The 16,845-nt window shown below is 51.0% G+C and carries 16 protein-coding genes and 2 tRNA genes; 16 read left to right on the top strand and 2 right to left on the bottom strand.

The genetic code is table 11. The annotated features are described in order from the left end of the window. Positions 1-138: 138 nt before the first annotated feature. The gene (hpf, locus tag LK536_RS49410) at positions 139-669 is read right to left on the bottom strand and encodes a ribosome hibernation-promoting factor, HPF/YfiA family (protein WP_025483857.1); all 531 of its coding nucleotides are present in this window, start codon (positions 667-669) and stop codon (positions 139-141) included. 550 nt (positions 670-1,219) lie between these two features. On the opposite strand from hpf, the gene LK536_RS49415 reads away from it, so the two are divergent. The 6 genes from LK536_RS49415 (at position 1,220) to LK536_RS49440 (ending at position 8,391) form a co-directional block, all read left to right on the top strand. Then, positions 1,220-1,819 carry a biotin transporter BioY gene (locus tag LK536_RS49415; RefSeq protein ID WP_085952124.1) on the top strand — a complete coding sequence of 200 codons (600 nt, stop codon included), beginning with the start codon at positions 1,220-1,222 and terminating at the stop codon, positions 1,817-1,819. A 463-nt stretch (positions 1,820-2,282) separates the two neighbouring features. Then, positions 2,283-4,856: a preprotein translocase subunit SecA gene (gene secA / locus LK536_RS49420; protein ID WP_008726484.1), complete on the top strand. Its 2,574-nt coding sequence runs from the start codon at positions 2,283-2,285 to the stop codon at positions 4,854-4,856. Positions 4,857-4,923: 67 nt separating this feature from the next. Then, positions 4,924-6,061 (top strand): peptide chain release factor 2 gene (prfB, locus tag LK536_RS49425; protein ID WP_120058048.1). Its coding sequence is split into 2 segments (ribosomal slippage): positions 4,924-4,998 and positions 5,000-6,061, totalling 1,137 coding nucleotides; the frame shifts between segments, so codons are not numbered across the junction. 208 nt (positions 6,062-6,269) lie between these two features. Further along, on the top strand, positions 6,270-6,713 hold the full coding sequence (locus LK536_RS49430) for an ACT domain-containing protein (protein WP_008726505.1): 444 nt from the start codon (positions 6,270-6,272) through the stop codon (positions 6,711-6,713). Between the two features lie 70 nt (positions 6,714-6,783). Continuing rightward, positions 6,784-8,025: a homoserine dehydrogenase gene (locus LK536_RS49435; protein ID WP_025483840.1), complete on the top strand. Its 1,242-nt coding sequence runs from the start codon at positions 6,784-6,786 to the stop codon at positions 8,023-8,025. Between the two features lie 15 nt (positions 8,026-8,040). Then, the gene (locus LK536_RS49440) at positions 8,041-8,391 is read left to right on the top strand and encodes a DUF2752 domain-containing protein (RefSeq protein ID WP_227796526.1); all 351 of its coding nucleotides are present in this window, start codon (positions 8,041-8,043) and stop codon (positions 8,389-8,391) included. A gap of 8 nt (positions 8,392-8,399) precedes the next feature. Here LK536_RS49440 and LK536_RS49445 read toward each other — a convergent pair whose 3' ends face one another. Beyond that, on the bottom strand, positions 8,400-8,846 hold the full coding sequence (locus LK536_RS49445; protein WP_227796527.1) for a DUF4190 domain-containing protein: 447 nt from the start codon (positions 8,844-8,846) through the stop codon (positions 8,400-8,402). 186 nt (positions 8,847-9,032) lie between these two features. On the opposite strand from LK536_RS49445, the gene LK536_RS49450 reads away from it, so the two are divergent. From LK536_RS49450 to LK536_RS49495, 10 genes are all read left to right on the top strand, one after another. Continuing rightward, positions 9,033-11,177: a Tex family protein gene (locus LK536_RS49450; RefSeq protein WP_120057964.1), complete on the top strand. Its 2,145-nt coding sequence runs from the start codon at positions 9,033-9,035 to the stop codon at positions 11,175-11,177. A 2-nt stretch (positions 11,178-11,179) separates the two neighbouring features. Next, the gene (gene tsaE / locus LK536_RS49455) at positions 11,180-11,608 is read left to right on the top strand and encodes a tRNA (adenosine(37)-N6)-threonylcarbamoyltransferase complex ATPase subunit type 1 TsaE (RefSeq protein WP_025483835.1); all 429 of its coding nucleotides are present in this window, start codon (positions 11,180-11,182) and stop codon (positions 11,606-11,608) included. Next, a complete protein-coding gene (tsaB, locus tag LK536_RS49460) occupies positions 11,608-12,432 on the top strand; it encodes a tRNA (adenosine(37)-N6)-threonylcarbamoyltransferase complex dimerization subunit type 1 TsaB (protein WP_227796528.1) in 825 nt (274 codons plus the stop codon). The genes tsaE and tsaB overlap by 1 nt, the downstream gene beginning before the upstream one ends. A 27-nt stretch (positions 12,433-12,459) precedes the next feature. Further along, positions 12,460-12,909 (top strand): ribosomal protein S18-alanine N-acetyltransferase, encoded by a 450-nt coding sequence (gene rimI, locus LK536_RS49465; protein ID WP_227796529.1) that lies wholly within the window; start codon positions 12,460-12,462, stop codon positions 12,907-12,909. Between the two features lie 144 nt (positions 12,910-13,053). Next, on the top strand, positions 13,054-13,296 hold the full coding sequence (locus LK536_RS49470; RefSeq protein ID WP_008726514.1) for a hypothetical protein: 243 nt from the start codon (positions 13,054-13,056) through the stop codon (positions 13,294-13,296). Between the two features lie 246 nt (positions 13,297-13,542). After that, positions 13,543-14,454: a ribonuclease Z gene (locus LK536_RS49475; protein WP_008726516.1), complete on the top strand. Its 912-nt coding sequence runs from the start codon at positions 13,543-13,545 to the stop codon at positions 14,452-14,454. Positions 14,455-14,467: 13 nt separating this feature from the next. Continuing rightward, positions 14,468-15,502, top strand: a complete 1,035-nt coding sequence (gene tsaD / locus LK536_RS49480) for a tRNA (adenosine(37)-N6)-threonylcarbamoyltransferase complex transferase subunit TsaD (RefSeq protein WP_227796530.1) — start codon at positions 14,468-14,470, stop codon at positions 15,500-15,502. 14 nt (positions 15,503-15,516) lie between these two features. Next, positions 15,517-16,260 (top strand): 2-C-methyl-D-erythritol 4-phosphate cytidylyltransferase, encoded by a 744-nt coding sequence (gene ispD / locus LK536_RS49485; protein ID WP_008726520.1) that lies wholly within the window; start codon positions 15,517-15,519, stop codon positions 16,258-16,260. A 156-nt stretch (positions 16,261-16,416) separates the two neighbouring features. Continuing rightward, a tRNA-Ser gene (locus LK536_RS49490) sits at positions 16,417-16,502 on the top strand. A gap of 93 nt (positions 16,503-16,595) precedes the next feature. Then, positions 16,596-16,684 (top strand) — tRNA-Ser (locus tag LK536_RS49495). The last annotated feature ends 161 nt before the right edge of the window (positions 16,685-16,845 follow it).

Below are 16,845 nucleotides of genomic sequence, written 5' to 3' on the forward strand. Positions count from 1 at the left end.
AGCTTTTGACCAAATGCTTCCATGCAATGGAGGATGGCCATTGTGTCATCAGCGGACACATAAAAACTGCAGCCAGCATTGCACTGGCTGCAGTCTTGTCCTTATTTAGATGAAACATCCTTCCATCATCTTATATGACTAGAATTCCGGTTCAATAAGACCATAGGTTCCGTTCTTACGTTTGTAAACAACATTGACCTGGTCCGTATCCGCGTTTAAGAATACGTAGAAGCTGTGGCCCAGCATCTCCATCTGCAGGCATGCCTCCTCAGGAATGGTTGGCTTAATGGCAAACTTCTTGGTCTTGACAATCTGGATCTCATCGTCCTGCACTTCATCCTCTTCCTCTATGAATGCCTGAGAGAAAGAGATTGCCGCCTGTTTCTTGTCAATCAGTTTCTTTCTATATCTCCGGATCTGGCGTTCAATAACCTCCTCCACCAGATCGATGGATACGTACATGTCTGTACTGGATTCTTCTGCACGGATGGTATTGCCCTTGACCGGGATTGTTACTTCAATCTTCTGCCTGTCTTTCTGCGCGCTCAGCGCTACGATTACTTCGGTGTCCGGAGTGAAGAAATGTTCCAGCTTGCCTATCTTCTTTTCAACGGCAGCCTTCAAACCTGGAGTTACCTCAATATTTCGTCCTGTTATGGTATAACGCATAATCATCAACTCCTTTTCTTGAGATAGTGACATTATAACATATTTAGTATAAAATTACAATCAGAACCGATGAATTGCCTAACAATTTATCTTAATTTTTTATAAAAATAATCTTTGTATCAGGGGAATGACCATTGAATCATCAATAGGAACCACCCTAAAATGTCAAGAGAAAAACTTGTATTTTCTTCCGAAATATGAAAGTTTATCAGAAGTGTACAAAAATAAAATTTCTGTTAAGCCTGGGTAAAGTTTGGAGGCCAAAACTTATAAACTTGTGGATAATGTGGATAAGTCAGTGTATAACTATTTTTTGCCTTAAAATGGACAAACTGGGATGTGGATAACTTTGGGGGTAATGTGCATAAACTTCTGGGGATAATGTGGACAGGTAAAAAATCGAACACATTTTTTGTGCAATGTGCTTGGTTGACCATAAGAGGGCCGGAAAAATGGGGCTAATAATGAAAGATGGTTGTTTAAATGATAAAAAAGCAGTAGAATAATGTTGATAGCAATTGCCTGGCATTGAGACGGAGGAGAAAGACAGATGAATTATGAAAGCAGGGTTATGGTACAGAGACGGGGAAAGGCAAGGGATTTAACGGTATGCGGGCTGTTTTCAGCATTGATAGCAGTTGGCGCATTTATAAAAATTGTGATACCGGTGGGCGCGGACAGCATGAATTTCACCCTTCAGTGGTTTTTTGTGCTGCTGGCAGGACTGCTTCTGGGGTCAAAGAGGGCGTTCTTAAGTGTGTCCACCTATCTGTTGATCGGGCTTATGGGAATCCCTGTTTTTGCACGGGGAGGCGGACCGGCGTATCTGCTCCGCCCCACCTTCGGCTTTTTACTGGGGTTTGCGCTGGCAGCCTATGCCATGGGCAAGATCTGTGAATGGCTGCACTCATCCAAACCAGGTACCTGGATATTTGCGGCATCGGTTGGGTATGTGATTTATTATGGAATGGGGATTCTTTATTTTTATTTTATAACCCACTGGATTGTGGTAACGCCCAACACGGTTGGGTGGGGAGCCATATTTGCGGTTTACTGTCTGCCCACCATGTTTCCGGACGTTGTGCTGTGTGTGCTTGCCATCATGGTGGCGGGGAGGCTGCGGCCGGTCGTGGCGCAGATACTGGGGTAATGGAAGAACGGGTTCCGGGAATCATGACAATGACCGGACCCGTTCTTATTTATATGCAGGAGCGGCTGGAATCAGACCTTCTGTATGGCGTTTCAGGCTGTATATAACCCGGAAAACCCTGTAAAACCGTTGATTTTATGTCCAAAATGTTAATTTTTCATTAACCCGTTGAATAAATCCTCTTCAAGTGCTACAATAAGTAAGATTGTATCATAGGCGTAGTATTTGCAGGATTTTATGCGGAAAATCCACAATCGGAAAGCATTGTGGGAAGGTCCGGCAGGTCCACGACAGGAGAGTATCGTGGAATGTAAAGGAATAGACTGGAATCAGCGGGCAGATAATATAAGTACTGCAAGGCAGTGCCGGGTCCTGAAGGAACTGCCCTGACAGGTGATGCAGATACAGACGCTGGTTGAAAATGATTTTCTATTATATAAGGAAGAAGTTAGGAGAGTATACCATGAACGTAATTGAAAAGGTGTTCGGGACTCACAGTGAAAGAGAACTGAAGATGATAAGGCCGATAGTGGCAAAGATTGAAAGCATGCGCACGGATATGATGGCCAAGTCAGATGAGGAACTGCGCGACCAGACCAGGATCCTTAAGGAGAGACTGGCTGGAGGCGAGACACTGGATGACATTTTGCCGGAGGCATTTGCCACTGTCCGTGAGGCGGCAAAAAGAACCCTGAATATGGAGCATTTCCCTGTACAGCTCATCGGCGGCATCGTGCTTCACCAGGGCCGTATTGCTGAGATGCGTACGGGTGAAGGTAAGACGCTGGTATCCACCTGTCCTGCTTACCTGAACGCACTGAGCGGCAAGGGTGTGCAGATTGTAACGGTCAATGACTATCTGGCAAAGCGAGATGCTGAGTGGATGGGCCAGGTGCACCGTTTCCTGGGCCTGAGCGTGGGTGTGGTGCTGAATGACATGACCAGTGAACAGCGTAAGGAAGCATATGCATGTGATATCACATATGTTACCAACAATGAACTGGGATTTGACTATCTGCGTGACAACATGGCTATCTATAAGGAACAGCTGGTTCTGCGCGACCTGGATTACGCCATCATCGATGAGGTTGACTCCGTGCTGATTGATGAGGCCAGGACGCCTCTTATTATTTCAGGCCAAAGCGGCAAGTCCACCAAGCTGTATGAGGTATGCGATGTGCTGGCGCGCCAGTTGGAGCGCGGGACCGTGTCCAAGGAATTTTCCAAGATTGACGCCATCATGGGTGAGGAGATTGAGGAGACCGGGGATTTTGTTGTAGATGAAAAGGATAAGGTCGTGAACCTGACCGAGCAGGGCGTTAAGAAGGTGGAGGAGTTCTTCCGCATTGAGAACCTGGCTGACCCTGAGAACCTGGAAATCCAGCATAATATCATCCTGGCCCTGCGCGCCAACAACCTGATGTTCCGTGATAAGGATTATGTTGTAAAGGATGACGAAGTTCTTATTGTTGATGAATTTACAGGACGTATCATGCCGGGACGCCGCTATTCAGACGGACTCCATCAGGCAATCGAGGCCAAGGAGCATGTGAACGTGCGCCGTGAGAGCCGTACCCTGGCTACCGTTACCTTCCAGAACTTCTTTAACAAGTATACCAAGAAGTCAGGTATGACAGGTACAGCCCTTACAGAGGAGAAGGAGTTCCGTAACATTTACGGAATGGACGTCATCGCCATACCGACCAACAGGCCGATGGTCCGTAAGGATCTGGATGATGCCGTATATAAGACCAAGAAGGAAAAGTACAAGGCAGTTGTGGATGAGGTCGCAAGGGCCCATGAAAAGGGGCAGCCTGTCCTGGTGGGTACCATTGCCATTGAGACTTCCGAACTGCTCAGCAAGATGCTGAATAAGCGCGGAATCCCCCATAAGGTGCTGAATGCCAAGTTCCATGAGCTGGAGGCTGAGATTGTAGCAGATGCAGGTATCCATGGTTCCGTAACCATTGCCACCAACATGGCAGGCCGTGGTACGGATATTAAGCTGGATGAGGAATCCAAGGAACTGGGCGGACTGAAGATCATCGGTACGGAGCGTCATGAGTCACGCCGTATTGACAACCAGCTGCGCGGACGTTCCGGACGTCAGGGAGACCCGGGTGAGTCCAGGTTCTACCTGTCCCTTGAGGATGACCTTTTAAGGCTCTTTGGTTCTGACCGTCTCATGGCCATGTTTGAGGCAATGGGTGTGCCGGAGGGTGAGCAGATAGAGCACAAGATGCTTTCCAATGCAATTGAGAAGGCGCAGATGAAGATAGAGAGCAACAACTTCGGTATCCGTGAGCAGCTCCTTAAGTTCGACGAAGTGAACAACGAACAGCGTGAGGTCATCTACGCGGAGCGCCGTAAGGTCCTGGACGGCGACAACATGCGCGACCTTATCCTTAAGATGATTACGGATATTGTTGAGAACGCAGTGGATATGTCTGTCTCCGATGACCAGACCCCGGATAAATGGGACCTTAAGGAGCTGAACAACCTTCTTCTTCCTGTTATTCCCTTAAAGCCGGTCATCCTGAGCGAGGACCAGAAGAAGTCCATGAAGAAGAACGAGTTAAAGCACAACCTGAAGGAAGAGGCCATCAAGCTTTACGAGACAAAGGAAGCTGAATTCCCTGAGCCTGAGCAGATTCGTGAGATTGAGCGCGTTGTACTTCTTAAGGTCATTGACAACAAGTGGATGGCCCATCTGGATGATATGGATGCACTGCGTGAGGGTATCGGCCTTCAGGCATATGGCCAGAGGGATCCGGTCGTGGAATATAAGATGCAGGGCTATGAGATGTACGAGGCCATGATGGCTGCCGTGCAGGAGGAGACCGTGCGTATCCTGTTCCACATCAGGGTTGAGCAGAAGGTGGAGCGTGAGCCGGCTGCCAAGGTAACAGGCACCAACAAGGATACCTCCCTTGCCAGCGCGCCGAAGAAGCGGGCGGAGCAGAAGGTTTATCCGAACGATCCATGCCCATGTGGTTCCGGTAAGAAGTATAAGCAGTGCCACGGAAGGATTAAATAATTAATTGCAATATAAGGCCGGCATGCACAAGGCCGGGAGAAAATATAAAATGGAAGCGGGTGAAGCTGTGGTAGAGTTAGATAATTTTAAATATACGTTATCAACGTATGACAAACCATTAGTGGAAGTGAGGGATTCACTTTGACCTGGATAACAAGGTCAGACGAATCGATGAATTAGATAAATCCATGGAAGAGCCGGGATTCTGGGATAACCCTGAGAAGTCCACAAGGATGGTCAGGGAAGCCAAGAACCTGAAGGATGAAGTGGAGACGTTCCGGGAACTGGAACAGGAATATGAGGATATCCAGGTCATGATCCAGATGGGATATGAGGAAAATGACGCCTCCCTGATTCCGGAGATTGAAGAGATGCTGGGCCATTTTTCCGATACCCTTGAGAAGATGCGCATGAAGCTACTTCTGTCCGGTGAATATGACAGCAACAATGCCATACTGCGCCTGAACGCGGGGGCAGGCGGCACGGAGTCCTGTGACTGGTGCAGCATGCTTTACCGCATGTACTGCCGCTGGGCAGAGAAAAAGGGATTCAAGACAGAGGTACTGGATTTCCTGGACGGGGATGAAGCCGGTATCAAGTCTGTTACAGTGCAGATTAATGGGGAAAATGCCTACGGTTACCTGCGCTCTGAACACGGTGTGCACCGTCTGGTCCGCATATCGCCCTTTAACGCTGCGGGAAAGCGCCAGACCTCCTTTGTGTCCTGCGATATCATGCCGGACATCCAGGAAGACATTGACATAGAGATTAACCCGGATGACATCCGTATTGACACCTACCGTTCCAGCGGTGCAGGCGGACAGCATATCAACAAAACCTCATCCGCCATCCGTATCACCCATTTCCCCAGCGGAACCGTGGTTACCTGCCAGAATGAGCGGTCCCAGTTCCAGAACAAGGATAAGGCCATGCAGATGCTTAAGTCCAAGCTGTTCCTGCTTAAGCAGGAGGAGCAGGCTGCCAAGGCTGCCGGTATCCGGGGAGATGTAAAGGACAATGGATGGGGAAGCCAGATCCGCTCCTATGTGCTCCAGCCGTATACCATGGTCAAAGACCACCGGACCGGCGAGGAGAGCGGCAATGTGGATGCGGTGTTGGACGGAAATATTGATTCATTCATCAGTGCATATCTGCGGTGGATGAGTTTGGGATGCCCGGATAAGAATGCGGCGACAGAGGATTAATGGATTAGGAATAAACATGAACAGGCCTGGAATATGGAAGAATCCGGGCCTGTTTTTTTTGTACTTATCCGGCATGCCTAAGAATGCCGCCGGAAGTATGGCATAAAAAGTGGTTGCATTTTCAATAAAATTGTGCTAATATCTTCCTCATGAGCACAGATGTATTCCTAATGCGGACATGAATGCGGACCTATGAAAGGATTAAAGAATGGAAGACAAAAGCAAATACTTTGTGGTTAAGCAGAAGGCGGTGCCGGAGGTCCTCCTAAAGGTGGTGGAGGCCAAGAAGCTTCTGGAGACAGAGCGGGCCATTACGGTGCAGGAGGCAACGGATAAGGTGGGAATCAGCCGCAGTTCCTTTTATAAATATAAGGATGACATTTTCCCGTTTTATGACAATACCAAAGGCAAGACCATTACCCTGGTGGTACAGATGGATGATGAACAGGGGCTTCTCAGTGATCTGCTTCACGTGGTGGCGGTGTACAGGGCGAATATCCTTACCATCCATCAGAGTATTCCGGTCAACGGCGTGGCTACCCTCACCCTGAGCGTGGAAGTCAGGGATGACACAGGCAATGTGTCCAGCATGATTGATGAGCTGGAGGAGCTGGAGGGAATCCATTACGTTAAGATCCTTGCCAGGGAATAGGCGGCTTTGACAGACAGATATGGTGCCGGTGGCACAGCATTGAAAATAAAACACAGGGAGCGGAAGGATTATGATTAAGACGGCAATAATGGGATACGGGACAATCGGTTCCGGCGTGGCAGAGGTTTTGGAACAGAATAAGGACGTGATAGCGAAGCAGGCGGGCCAGGAAGTGGAGTTGAAATACGTGCTGGACCTGAGGGAATTTCCGGACAGCCCGGTGGCGGATAAGATTGTCCATGATTTCAAGGTGATTGAGCAGGACGAAGAGGTGCAGATCGTGGTGGAGGCCATGGGCGGACTGAACCCGGCCTATCCATTTGTCAAGGCCTGCCTTCTGGCCGGAAAGCATGTGGCCACATCCAACAAGGCCCTGGTGGCTGCCTATGGAACCGAGCTTTTAGCCATTGCCAGGGAAAAGGGCGTGAATTTCCTGTTTGAAGCCAGCGTGGGCGGCGGTATCCCGATTATCAGGCCCATGTACCGGTGCCTGATGGGGGAGAGGATTGAAGAGATTACGGGAATCCTCAACGGCACCACCAACTTTATCCTGACCAAGATGGATAAAGAGGGAGAGTCGTTTGAGAATGCGCTGAAGGAAGCACAGAACCTGGGGTATGCGGAGCGCAACCCGGAGGCCGACGTGGAAGGCCATGACACCTGCCGCAAGATAGCTATCCTTACTGCCATGGCAACGGGCAGGGAAGTGGATTACGAGGATATCTACACAGAGGGGATTACCAGGATTACGGATATTGACTTTAAGTATGCGGAGAAGATGGGGACCTCGGTCAAGCTTTTTGGCACCAGCCGCATCAAGGACGGCAAGGTGAACGCATTTGTGGCTCCTGTGATGATCCAGAAGAATAATCCCCTGTATTCTGTCAATGATGTGTTTAACGGAATCATGGTTAAGGGGAACATGCTGGGGGTTTCCATGTTCTACGGAAGCGGAGCAGGAAAGCTTCCCACTGCCAGCGCGGTGGTGGCGGACATCATTGAGGCGGCCCAGAACCTGGACCACAATCTGAACATTGGATGGTCCGGTGAAAAGCAGGCCATCGAATCCATGGATCAGGCAAGGTTCCGCTATTTTGTCCGTGTGGCCGGTTCCTACCGCAACAAGGAGCAGGATGTGAAGAGGGCCTTTGGTAAGGTGGAGGTCGTGGAGCTTTACGGTATGGATGAGTTCGCGGTGCTTACATCCGAGATGTCAGAGGGGGAATTCAAGGCAGCGGCAACCGCATATGACAGCGCAGAGCAGGCCAGGTCTGATTATGGAATCAAGCAGATGATCCGGGCAATGCTGTAGAAGGTACGGGATTATATGACAGGAATCATTGAACGGATGACAAGGCAGGGATTTCCCTGCCTGTTTCATCTTTTAACAGGACTGTACTGCCCTGGCTGCGGCGGTACAAGGGCGGTGCGTGCCATGATGGCAGGGAACCTGGGGCTGAGTTTCCAGTACCATCCCCTGGTCCTCTATACGGCGGCGGTGCTGACCCTGGAGCTGGTCAGCCTTGCCATCTCAAAGACAGCAAAAAACCCCAGATTGTATCTGGGGCATGAGACGCTGTTTGTGTATATAGCGGCAGGTATTGTCGTGGTTAACTGGATATGCAAGAATGTGCTGCTGGTATTCTTCGGCGTGGACCTGCTGCCGCCATGGGGATAAGGTCCCAATCAGAGGTGGATCCAGGAGGAACCGCCGGACAGGTGCATCTGCTGCTGGATGCGGTTGATGTACTCATTAAACTTAGGTCCCATCTCCGGGTCGCTGAGGATTTCATAGTAGCAGCCCAGCAGATAGAAAAAGAAGAAGGTCAGCGCAATGGCAAGGCCGCTGAGCACAATGCCTGTGATTGCACGGGCATTAAAGCTTTTCTTGCCGCTGACATCCGCATTCCTTGACATGATGGCAAGGACAATGCCGATGATGCCGCAGATCATCCCGGTAGGCGTGTTGCTGCCGCTGACAAGGGATACCGGAAAATAAAAGAAGCTGCAAATCATGCCGGTAATCCCTGCTATCATGGAGCAGGTTGCCAGGCGCTCTGAGGAAGTGGATTCCTTTGGGTTCCTTGGCTGTTTGCCGGTGTTAGGGTTTTGGCTATTATAAGTTTCATTCATAATTCTGAACAGATACCTTTCTGTAAGTCCTTACGGTAGTTTTTCTGTAGTTATCCTGCTTATTTTATCACGAATTACACGCCGTGTCCAGATGAAGACAATTCCATTGTAACAGAACTTGCATAAGAAGAAGGGATGAACTATAATATATAAGTTAGTTAGATTACAGATAGGTGAGGATTACCCATGGACATTATTAAGAAACTGGCGGAAGAACTGAAGATTGGCCGCCACCAGGCAGAGGCAGCCGTAAAGCTGATTGATGAAGGCAACACCATTCCCTTTATTGCCAGATACCGCAAGGAAGCCACAGGCTCCCTGGACGACGAGGTACTGCGCAATCTGGACGAACGGTTAAAATATCTGCGCAACCTGGAAGACCGCAAGAACCAGGTCATCGCATCCATTGCAGAACAGGAGAAGCTGACCCCTGAGCTGGAACGCAGTATCAGGGAGGCACAGACCCTGGTGGCTGTGGAGGATTTATACAGGCCCTATAAGCCAAAGCGCAGGACCCGGGCCATGATTGCAAAGGAAAAGGGCCTGGAGCCCCTGGCGGATTTAATCAGCATGCAGATGGTGAAGGAGCCGTTGATCCAGGCTGCCGCCGCCTACATTTCCCAGGAAAAGGGCGTGGAAACCGCGGAGGATGCCATCCAGGGGGCCAAGGATATCCTGGCGGAGCGCATCTCGGATAATGCGGAGTACCGCACCTATATCAGGAATGCAACCATGAACAAGGGTGTGGTCCAGTCCTCGGCCAAGGATGAGAAGGTCCAGTCCGTGTATGAGATGTACTATAATTACGAGGAGCCGGTTAAAAAGTGTGCCGGACACAGGGTCCTGGCCCTGAACCGCGGGGAGAACGAGAAGATACTCACGGTTAAGGTCCTGGCCCCGGAAGACCAGATCCTCATGTACCTTGAGAAGCAGACCATTGTAAGGGACAACCCCCATACCACGCCTGTTTTAAAGGAGGTTGCGGCCGACAGCTATCAAAGGCTCATAGGCCCATCCATCGAACGTGAAATCCGCAGCGAGCTGACGGAACGGGCAGAGGAAGGCGCCATCAAGGTATTTGGAAAGAACCTGGAACAGCTTCTGATGCAGCCTCCCATTGTGGGGCGGGTTGTCCTTGGATGGGACCCGGCCTTCCGTACGGGCTGTAAGCTGGCTGTTGTGGACAGCACGGGAAAAGTGCTGGATACAGTGGTGATTTATCCCACGGCGCCCCAGAACAAGGTGGCGGAATCCAAGAAGATAGTAAAGGATTTTATTAAAAAATATGACATTTCCCTGATTTCCGTTGGAAATGGAACGGCGTCCAGGGAATCCGAGCAGATTATCGTGGAGCTTTTAAAAGAAATCAAGGAGCCGGTGCAGTATGTGATTGTCAATGAGGCGGGCGCATCCGTATATTCCGCCAGCAAGCTTGCCACGGAGGAATTCCCTAATTTTGACGTGGGACAGCGCAGCGCCGTATCCATTGCAAGGCGCCTTCAGGACCCGCTGTCAGAACTGGTGAAGATTGACCCCAAGTCCATTGGCGTGGGACAGTACCAGCATGACATGAACCAGAAGCATCTGGGCGAAACACTGGAAGGAGTGGTGGAGGACTGCGTGAACAAGGTGGGCGTGGACCTTAATACGGCATCCGCTTCCCTGCTTGAGTACGTGTCCGGCATCAATAAGGCCCTGGCTAAGAACATTGTGGCCTACAGGGAGGAGAACGGGGCGTTTAAGAACAGGAAACAGCTGTTAAAGGTTGCCAAGCTTGGTCCCAAGGCGTTCGAACAGTGCGCAGGCTTTATGCGGATTACAGGCGGGGAGAATCCCCTGGACGGCACCAGCGTGCATCCTGAGAGCTATGAGGCGGCCAGGAAGCTTCTGGACCGTCTGGGATATGACCTGTCTGAGCTGAACCAGGGAGGCATCAAAGGAATCGGCAAGAAGATTGTGGATTACAGGAAAATGGCGTCCGAGCTGGAGGTGGGCGAGATTACCCTGCGCGATATTGCAGGGGAACTGGAAAAGCCTGCCAGGGACCCAAGGGATGAGATGCCAAAGCCAATCCTCAGAAGCGATATCCTGGAGATGAAGGACCTGAAGCCGGGCATGGTCCTTAAGGGGACGGTGCGCAATGTAATTGATTTTGGCGCCTTTGTGGACATCGGAGTGCACCAGGACGGCCTGGTACATATCTCACAGCTGACCGACAGGTATATCAAGCATCCGCTGGAGGCGGTGAGCGTGGGGGATGTTGTGGACGTCAAGATCATCAGCGTGGATCTGGCAAAGAAAAGGATTGCCCTTACCATGAAAGGAATTTAGTCATGACAGTGTTTGAAACATGGAAACCGGAGGAAACATATGAGCTGGGCAGGAAGATGGGGGAGGAAGCCGCGCCGGGGCAGATTGTCTGCCTGAACGGCGACCTGGGCGTGGGCAAGACCGTGTTCACCCAGGGATTTGCAGCCGGCCTTGGGATTGAGGGTCCGGTGAACAGCCCTACCTTCACCATTGTCCAGCAGTATGAGGAGGGGAGGCTGCCCCTGTATCATTTTGATGTATACCGCATTGGGGATGTCAGTGAGATGGACGAAATCGGTTATGAGGACTGCTTTTTCGGGGACGGCGTGTGCCTGATTGAGTGGTCCGGGCTGATTGAAGAGATACTTCCAGAACATGTGGTGAAGGTGGTCATTGAAAAGAACCTGGAGCAAGGGTTTGATTACAGGCGGATTACAGTGGAGGAAACGTGATGAGGGTATTAGGAATTGAAAGTTCATCCCTGGTTGCCAGCGTGGCCTTGGTGACGGATGATATAATGACGGCCGAATACACGGTGGATTTTAAGAAGACCCATTCCCAGACGCTCTTACCTATGCTGGATGAGATCGTAAAGCTGCTGGAACTGGACCTTGATACCATTGACGCCATTGCCGTGGCAGGAGGCCCCGGTTCCTTCACCGGCCTGCGCATCGGCGCAGCCACTGCCAAGGGACTGGGCCTGGCCCTTAAAAAGCCTTTGGTACATGTTCCTACCGTGGATGCCATGGCATATAATATGTGGGGGACGTCAGGCCTTGTGTGCCCGATCATGGATGCCAAGAGAAGCCAGGTATATACCGGGCTTTATCATGTGGAGGACGGCCTTAAGGTGCTGATGGAACAGTGTCCCATGGATATGAGGGAGCTGGCCCGTCTTCTGAATGAAAGAGGGGAGCGGGTCATATTCCTGGGGGACGGCGTGCCCGTGTACAGAAGCATCATTGAAGAGGAAATGCAGGTAAGCTATGGATTTGCACCGGCCCAGATGAACCGGCAGAGGGCGTCCTGTGTGGCGGTCCTGGGAATGACGGCGCTTTTGGGTGCAGGTAGCGGTGTCGGGACTGGAGCCGGGGCAGTAATTGGAGCCGGGACTGGAGCTGGAGCCGTAACCGGAGCCGGGGACTACCATGGAGCCCGTCTTGTGAGCGCGGCTGACTTTGCCCCGGATTATCTGAGGAAGCCCCAGGCAGAACGCCAGCGTGAGGCGGAACTTTCCGCCAAGGGGGCAGCTGCGAAGCTGCCGGGCGATTATTGATGTAAAATATGCAGTGAGGATTGGTGTATGGAGTTAATCAGAGGGGTGCGCCCCATGACTGCCCGGGATATCGAGGCCGTAACCGGCCTGGAGCAGGTATGCTTTTCGGAAAAATGGTCTGAGAGCCTGCTGCGTTCCGGCCTGGACAGCAGGCTGGACACGTACTTTGTGTACGAGGACCACGGCCAGATTCTTGGATACAGTATTATAAGGATACTGGCAGATGAAGGTGAGATACAGCGGATTGCTGTCCTGCCCGGTTACCGCAGGCAGGGAATCGCAAGGAAACTCATGGACGCCATGGTCACTTTTTCCAGAGGAAGGGGCGTGCGCTCCATTGCCCTGGAGGTCCGTGAAAGTAACGCCGGAGCCAGAAAGCTTTATGAATCCTACGGTTTCAGGCAGGAGGCCCTGCGCAGGGGGTATTATCATAATCCGCCCGAGGACGCGGTCATCATGTGGAACAGGGGAATATGAAACAATTTCCACTTAAAATATGTATATTTTGTGTATATAATGGAGAGGAATCGGACATTCCTCTTCATTTTTGCATGGAGCATGTTTCGAAGGATAAAGGGAATGGATGAGAGGACATGATGAAAGAGAAAGGCGAGGGTTCATATGAAGAGGTACAATAGAAACGGGCAGCTGGAGGCAGTCCTTTGCAACTGCTGCGGAAAGAAGCTGGTTGTGGAGCATGGAATCATCCGTGAAGGTTCCATCGGAATTGACCATGCATGGGATTATTTTTCCGAAAAAGACGGACAGGTCCATCATTTTGACTTGTGTGAAGACTGTTACGACGAATGGATTTCCGGTTTCCGGCTTCCTGTGGAAACAGAAGAACAGATAGAATTATTATAGGCTTATATTGAACCAGGAAACATTGAACCGGGAAACATCGAACCAGGATATCCGTGACCATTCCCATGTAAGGGCGGTCCGGTCATCCTGGTTTTTTGCTGTCCATGACCCGTGGATATAGGAGGTCTGCCGGGCACACCGTCATTTTCCTCCATATCACACAGAACTTTTCCTGCCTCCTCTTGATTATTCAATACAATCTGTGTTATGATTTCCAAAGTTAACAAGAAAAGATGAGGAACTGATATGTTAGATATATGTTTATTAGGAACCGGGGGCATGATGCCTCTTCCATACAGATGGCTCACCTCCATGATGGCAAGATGCAGGGGAAGCAACCTGCTGATTGACTGCGGCGAGGGCACCCAGGTGGCGTTAAAGGAGAAGGGATGGAGTCCCAAACCCATTGATGTCATCTGCTTTACCCATTACCATGCAGACCATATCAGCGGCCTTCCGGGACTGCTTCTGACCATGGGCAATGCGGAGCGGGTGGAACCCCTCACGCTGGTTGGTCCCAAGGGGCTGGAGCGGGTGGTCTCCGCCCTGCGCACCATTGCGCCGGAGCTTCCCTTTGAGCTGAAGTTCGTGGAGCTGACAGAGAACAGGGAACATATGGAGTTGGGGCCGTATGTGATTGATGCCTACAGGGTAAACCACAATGTAATCTGTTACGGGTACTCCATTTCCATTCCCCGCACCGGGCGCTTTGACGTGGAGAGGGCAAAGGCGGAGGCGATTCCCCAGAAGTTCTGGAGCCGGCTTCAGAAAGGCGAGGAGATGGAACACGAGGGAAGGCTGCTGACCCCGGGGATGGTGCTGGGACCTGACAGGCGGGGCCTGAAAGTGACATACTGTACGGATACCAGACCGGTGCCTGTGATTGCAGAATATGCGGCCGGTGCGGACCTCTTTATCTGCGAAGGCATGTACGGTGAAAAGGACAAGGCTGCCAAAGCAAAGGAATACAAACATATGACCTTTTACGAAGCAGCTTATCTGGCCAGGGAAGCACAGCCGGCGCAGATGTGGCTGACCCATTACAGCCCTTCCCTGACAAGGCCTGAGGAATATATGGATGAGGTACGGAGCATTTTCCCGCGGGCAAAGGCTGCCAGGGATGGCTGGACCATGGAACTGGAATTTGATGAGGATTAGTGGAGATGGGATTATGATTGGAAATACTTCAGAGGATATTTTAATATTGGCAATAGAAAGTTCCTGTGACGAGACAGCCGCTTCCGTGGTGAAAAACGGAAGGACCGTGCTGTCCAATGTGATTACTTCCCAGATTGCGACCCATACTGTATATGGGGGCGTGGTTCCGGAGATTGCTTCCAGGGAGCATATCAAGGCCGTGAATTACGTGATAGAGCGGGCGCTGGCAGAGGCCCAGGTAAGCCTGGAGGACATCACTGCCATCGGCGTGACCTACGGTCCGGGGCTGGTAGGCGCTTTGCTGGTGGGAGTGGCGGAAGCCAAGGCCCTGGCCTATGCTGCAAAAAAACCGCTGGTTGGAGTGCATCATATAGAAGGCCATGTGTCCGCTAACTTTATTGAGAACCCGGACCTTGAGCCGCCCTTCGTATGCCTGATCGTATCCGGCGGCCATACCCACCTGGTGATTGTGAAGGATTATGGTGAATTCGAAATCATCGGACGTACCAGGGACGATGCGGCAGGAGAGGCGTTTGATAAGGTGGCCAGGGCCGTGGGCCTGGGATATCCGGGCGGACCCAAGGTTGACAAAGCGGCCAGGGAGGGCAATCCCCATGCCATGGAATTCCCCAGGGGCAAGGTGGATGGCTCGCCCTATGATTTCAGCTTCAGCGGACTCAAGTCGGCGGTCCTGAACCACATCAACCATGCCCGCATGATCGGCGAGGAGATAAATGTGCCTGACCTGGCGGCCTCATTCCAGAATTCAGTCGTGGAATCCCTGGTAAGCCGGGCCATACTGGCTGCCCGGGAGTTTGGGTATAAGAAGCTGGCCATTGCAGGAGGGGTTGCCAGCAATACAGCCCTCAGAAGCGCCATGGAGGAAGCCTGCAAAAAGGAGGGGGTAAAGTTCTATCATCCCTCGCCCATATTCTGTACGGACAATGCGGCCATGATTGGCGCAGCTGCCTATTATGAGTATTTGAAGGGAAATGTCTCAGGCTGGGATTTGAACGCTGTCCCCAACCTTAAACTTGGCGAACGGTAAGGAGGGCAGGTACCATGGAAAAGCAATATTGTACGGCTGTTGTGCTGGCAGCGGGCAAAGGCGCCAGGATGGGCACCCGGACAGCAAAGCAGTATCTGGAAATCGGAGACATGCCGGTGGTAGCCCATGCACTTCTGGCATTTCAGGAATCTTCCCTGATTGACGAGATAATCCTGATGACAGATGCAGGCCATCTTGAATACTGTAAAAAGGAAATCGTGGATGCCTATCATCTGGACAAGGTATCCACGGTGGGAGCAGGCGGCAGGGAGCGGTACGAGAGCGTATGGAAGGCGCTCTGTACCATGATGGACAAGGAAGAGTGGGAGGATGAGGCGCTTTCCAGGGCAAGACGGGAAGGGTATGTATTCATCCATGACGGCGCCCGTCCCTTTGTGACCCCTGAAATCATAGCCAGGGCATATGAGGATGTGGTGAAGTGGAAGGCCTGTGTGGTGGGGATGCCTGTAAAGGACACCATTAAACTGGTTGATGAGGACAGCTGTATTGTGGACAGCCCCAGACGCAGCCTTGTATGGCAGGCCCAGACTCCCCAGGTGTTTTCGGTGCCTTTGATTGCAGAGGCATTTACACGTCAGATGAAGGAAGACTGCAGTCATGTGACAGACGACGCAATGGTGGTGGAAGCCCAGATGGGAGTCAGGATCCACATGACCCAGGGCAGCTATGAGAACATAAAAATCACCACCCCTGAAGACCTTTTGATAGCCGAAACCATGTTAAATAAAAAAAGTTAAAAAAGGTGTTGACTTATGTCGAAATACATGATAGACTATCCAAGTTGCCGCTGAACAGGGCAACACAGAAAAACAGTCAGAAAAAAGTTTTTCAAAAAGATTTAAAAAAACACTTGACAAAACTGCTAATCTTCTGTAAAATAGAAAAGCACGTTTGGAGAGATATCGAAGTGGTCATAACGAGGCGGTCTTGAAAACCGTTTGTCCGCAAGGGCGCGTGGGTTCGAATCCCACTCTCTCCGCTGCAGACGGATTTTATGATTTGCCTGCGGAATTAAATAAATAATGATTGCCATGCTTCCGGTCTTTGGGAGTAGGCAAAAAGCATCAGCCAAGCAGAAGTACCCAAGCGGCTGAAGGGGCTCCCCTGGAAAGGGAGTAGGTCGTTAGTAGCGGCGCGAGGGTTCAAATCCCTCCTTCTGCGTTCGGCATATGACATTTTGGACAAGACAGCTTGTTCTTTGTGGAAATGCCCCGTACCTTTACAATTGAAGACTGAATAATACACAAACCCTGAAAATTCTAAAAACAGAAGGCCTGGTTTGGGCCTTTGGATTTGAGAAAATTCAGAACAAAACCAAGTAA

The organism is Clostridium pacaense (genome assembly GCF_020709765.2).
GTDB classification, from domain to species: Bacteria; Bacillota; Clostridia; order Lachnospirales; family Lachnospiraceae; genus Enterocloster; species Enterocloster hominis.

Excerpts from the sequence above, each read along its gene's own strand:
- hpf (WP_025483857.1), bottom strand. The coding sequence starts at position 669 with ATGCGTTATACCATAACAGGACGAAATATTGAGGTAACTCCAGGTTTG.
- LK536_RS49415 (WP_085952124.1), top strand. The coding sequence starts at position 1,220 with ATGAATTATGAAAGCAGGGTTATGGTACAGAGACGGGGAAAGGCAAGG.
- secA (WP_008726484.1), top strand. The coding sequence starts at position 2,283 with ATGAACGTAATTGAAAAGGTGTTCGGGACTCACAGTGAAAGAGAACTG.
- LK536_RS49430 (WP_008726505.1), top strand. The coding sequence starts at position 6,270 with ATGGAAGACAAAAGCAAATACTTTGTGGTTAAGCAGAAGGCGGTGCCG.
- LK536_RS49435 (WP_025483840.1), top strand. The coding sequence starts at position 6,784 with ATGATTAAGACGGCAATAATGGGATACGGGACAATCGGTTCCGGCGTG.
- LK536_RS49440 (WP_227796526.1), top strand. The coding sequence starts at position 8,041 with ATGACAGGAATCATTGAACGGATGACAAGGCAGGGATTTCCCTGCCTG.
- LK536_RS49445 (WP_227796527.1), bottom strand. The coding sequence starts at position 8,846 with ATGAATGAAACTTATAATAGCCAAAACCCTAACACCGGCAAACAGCCA.
- LK536_RS49450 (WP_120057964.1), top strand. The coding sequence starts at position 9,033 with ATGGACATTATTAAGAAACTGGCGGAAGAACTGAAGATTGGCCGCCAC.
- tsaE (WP_025483835.1), top strand. The coding sequence starts at position 11,180 with ATGACAGTGTTTGAAACATGGAAACCGGAGGAAACATATGAGCTGGGC.
- tsaB (WP_227796528.1), top strand. The coding sequence starts at position 11,608 with ATGAGGGTATTAGGAATTGAAAGTTCATCCCTGGTTGCCAGCGTGGCC.
- rimI (WP_227796529.1), top strand. The coding sequence starts at position 12,460 with ATGGAGTTAATCAGAGGGGTGCGCCCCATGACTGCCCGGGATATCGAG.
- LK536_RS49470 (WP_008726514.1), top strand. The coding sequence starts at position 13,054 with ATGAAGAGGTACAATAGAAACGGGCAGCTGGAGGCAGTCCTTTGCAAC.
- LK536_RS49475 (WP_008726516.1), top strand. The coding sequence starts at position 13,543 with ATGTTAGATATATGTTTATTAGGAACCGGGGGCATGATGCCTCTTCCA.
- tsaD (WP_227796530.1), top strand. The coding sequence starts at position 14,468 with ATGATTGGAAATACTTCAGAGGATATTTTAATATTGGCAATAGAAAGT.
- ispD (WP_008726520.1), top strand. The coding sequence starts at position 15,517 with ATGGAAAAGCAATATTGTACGGCTGTTGTGCTGGCAGCGGGCAAAGGC.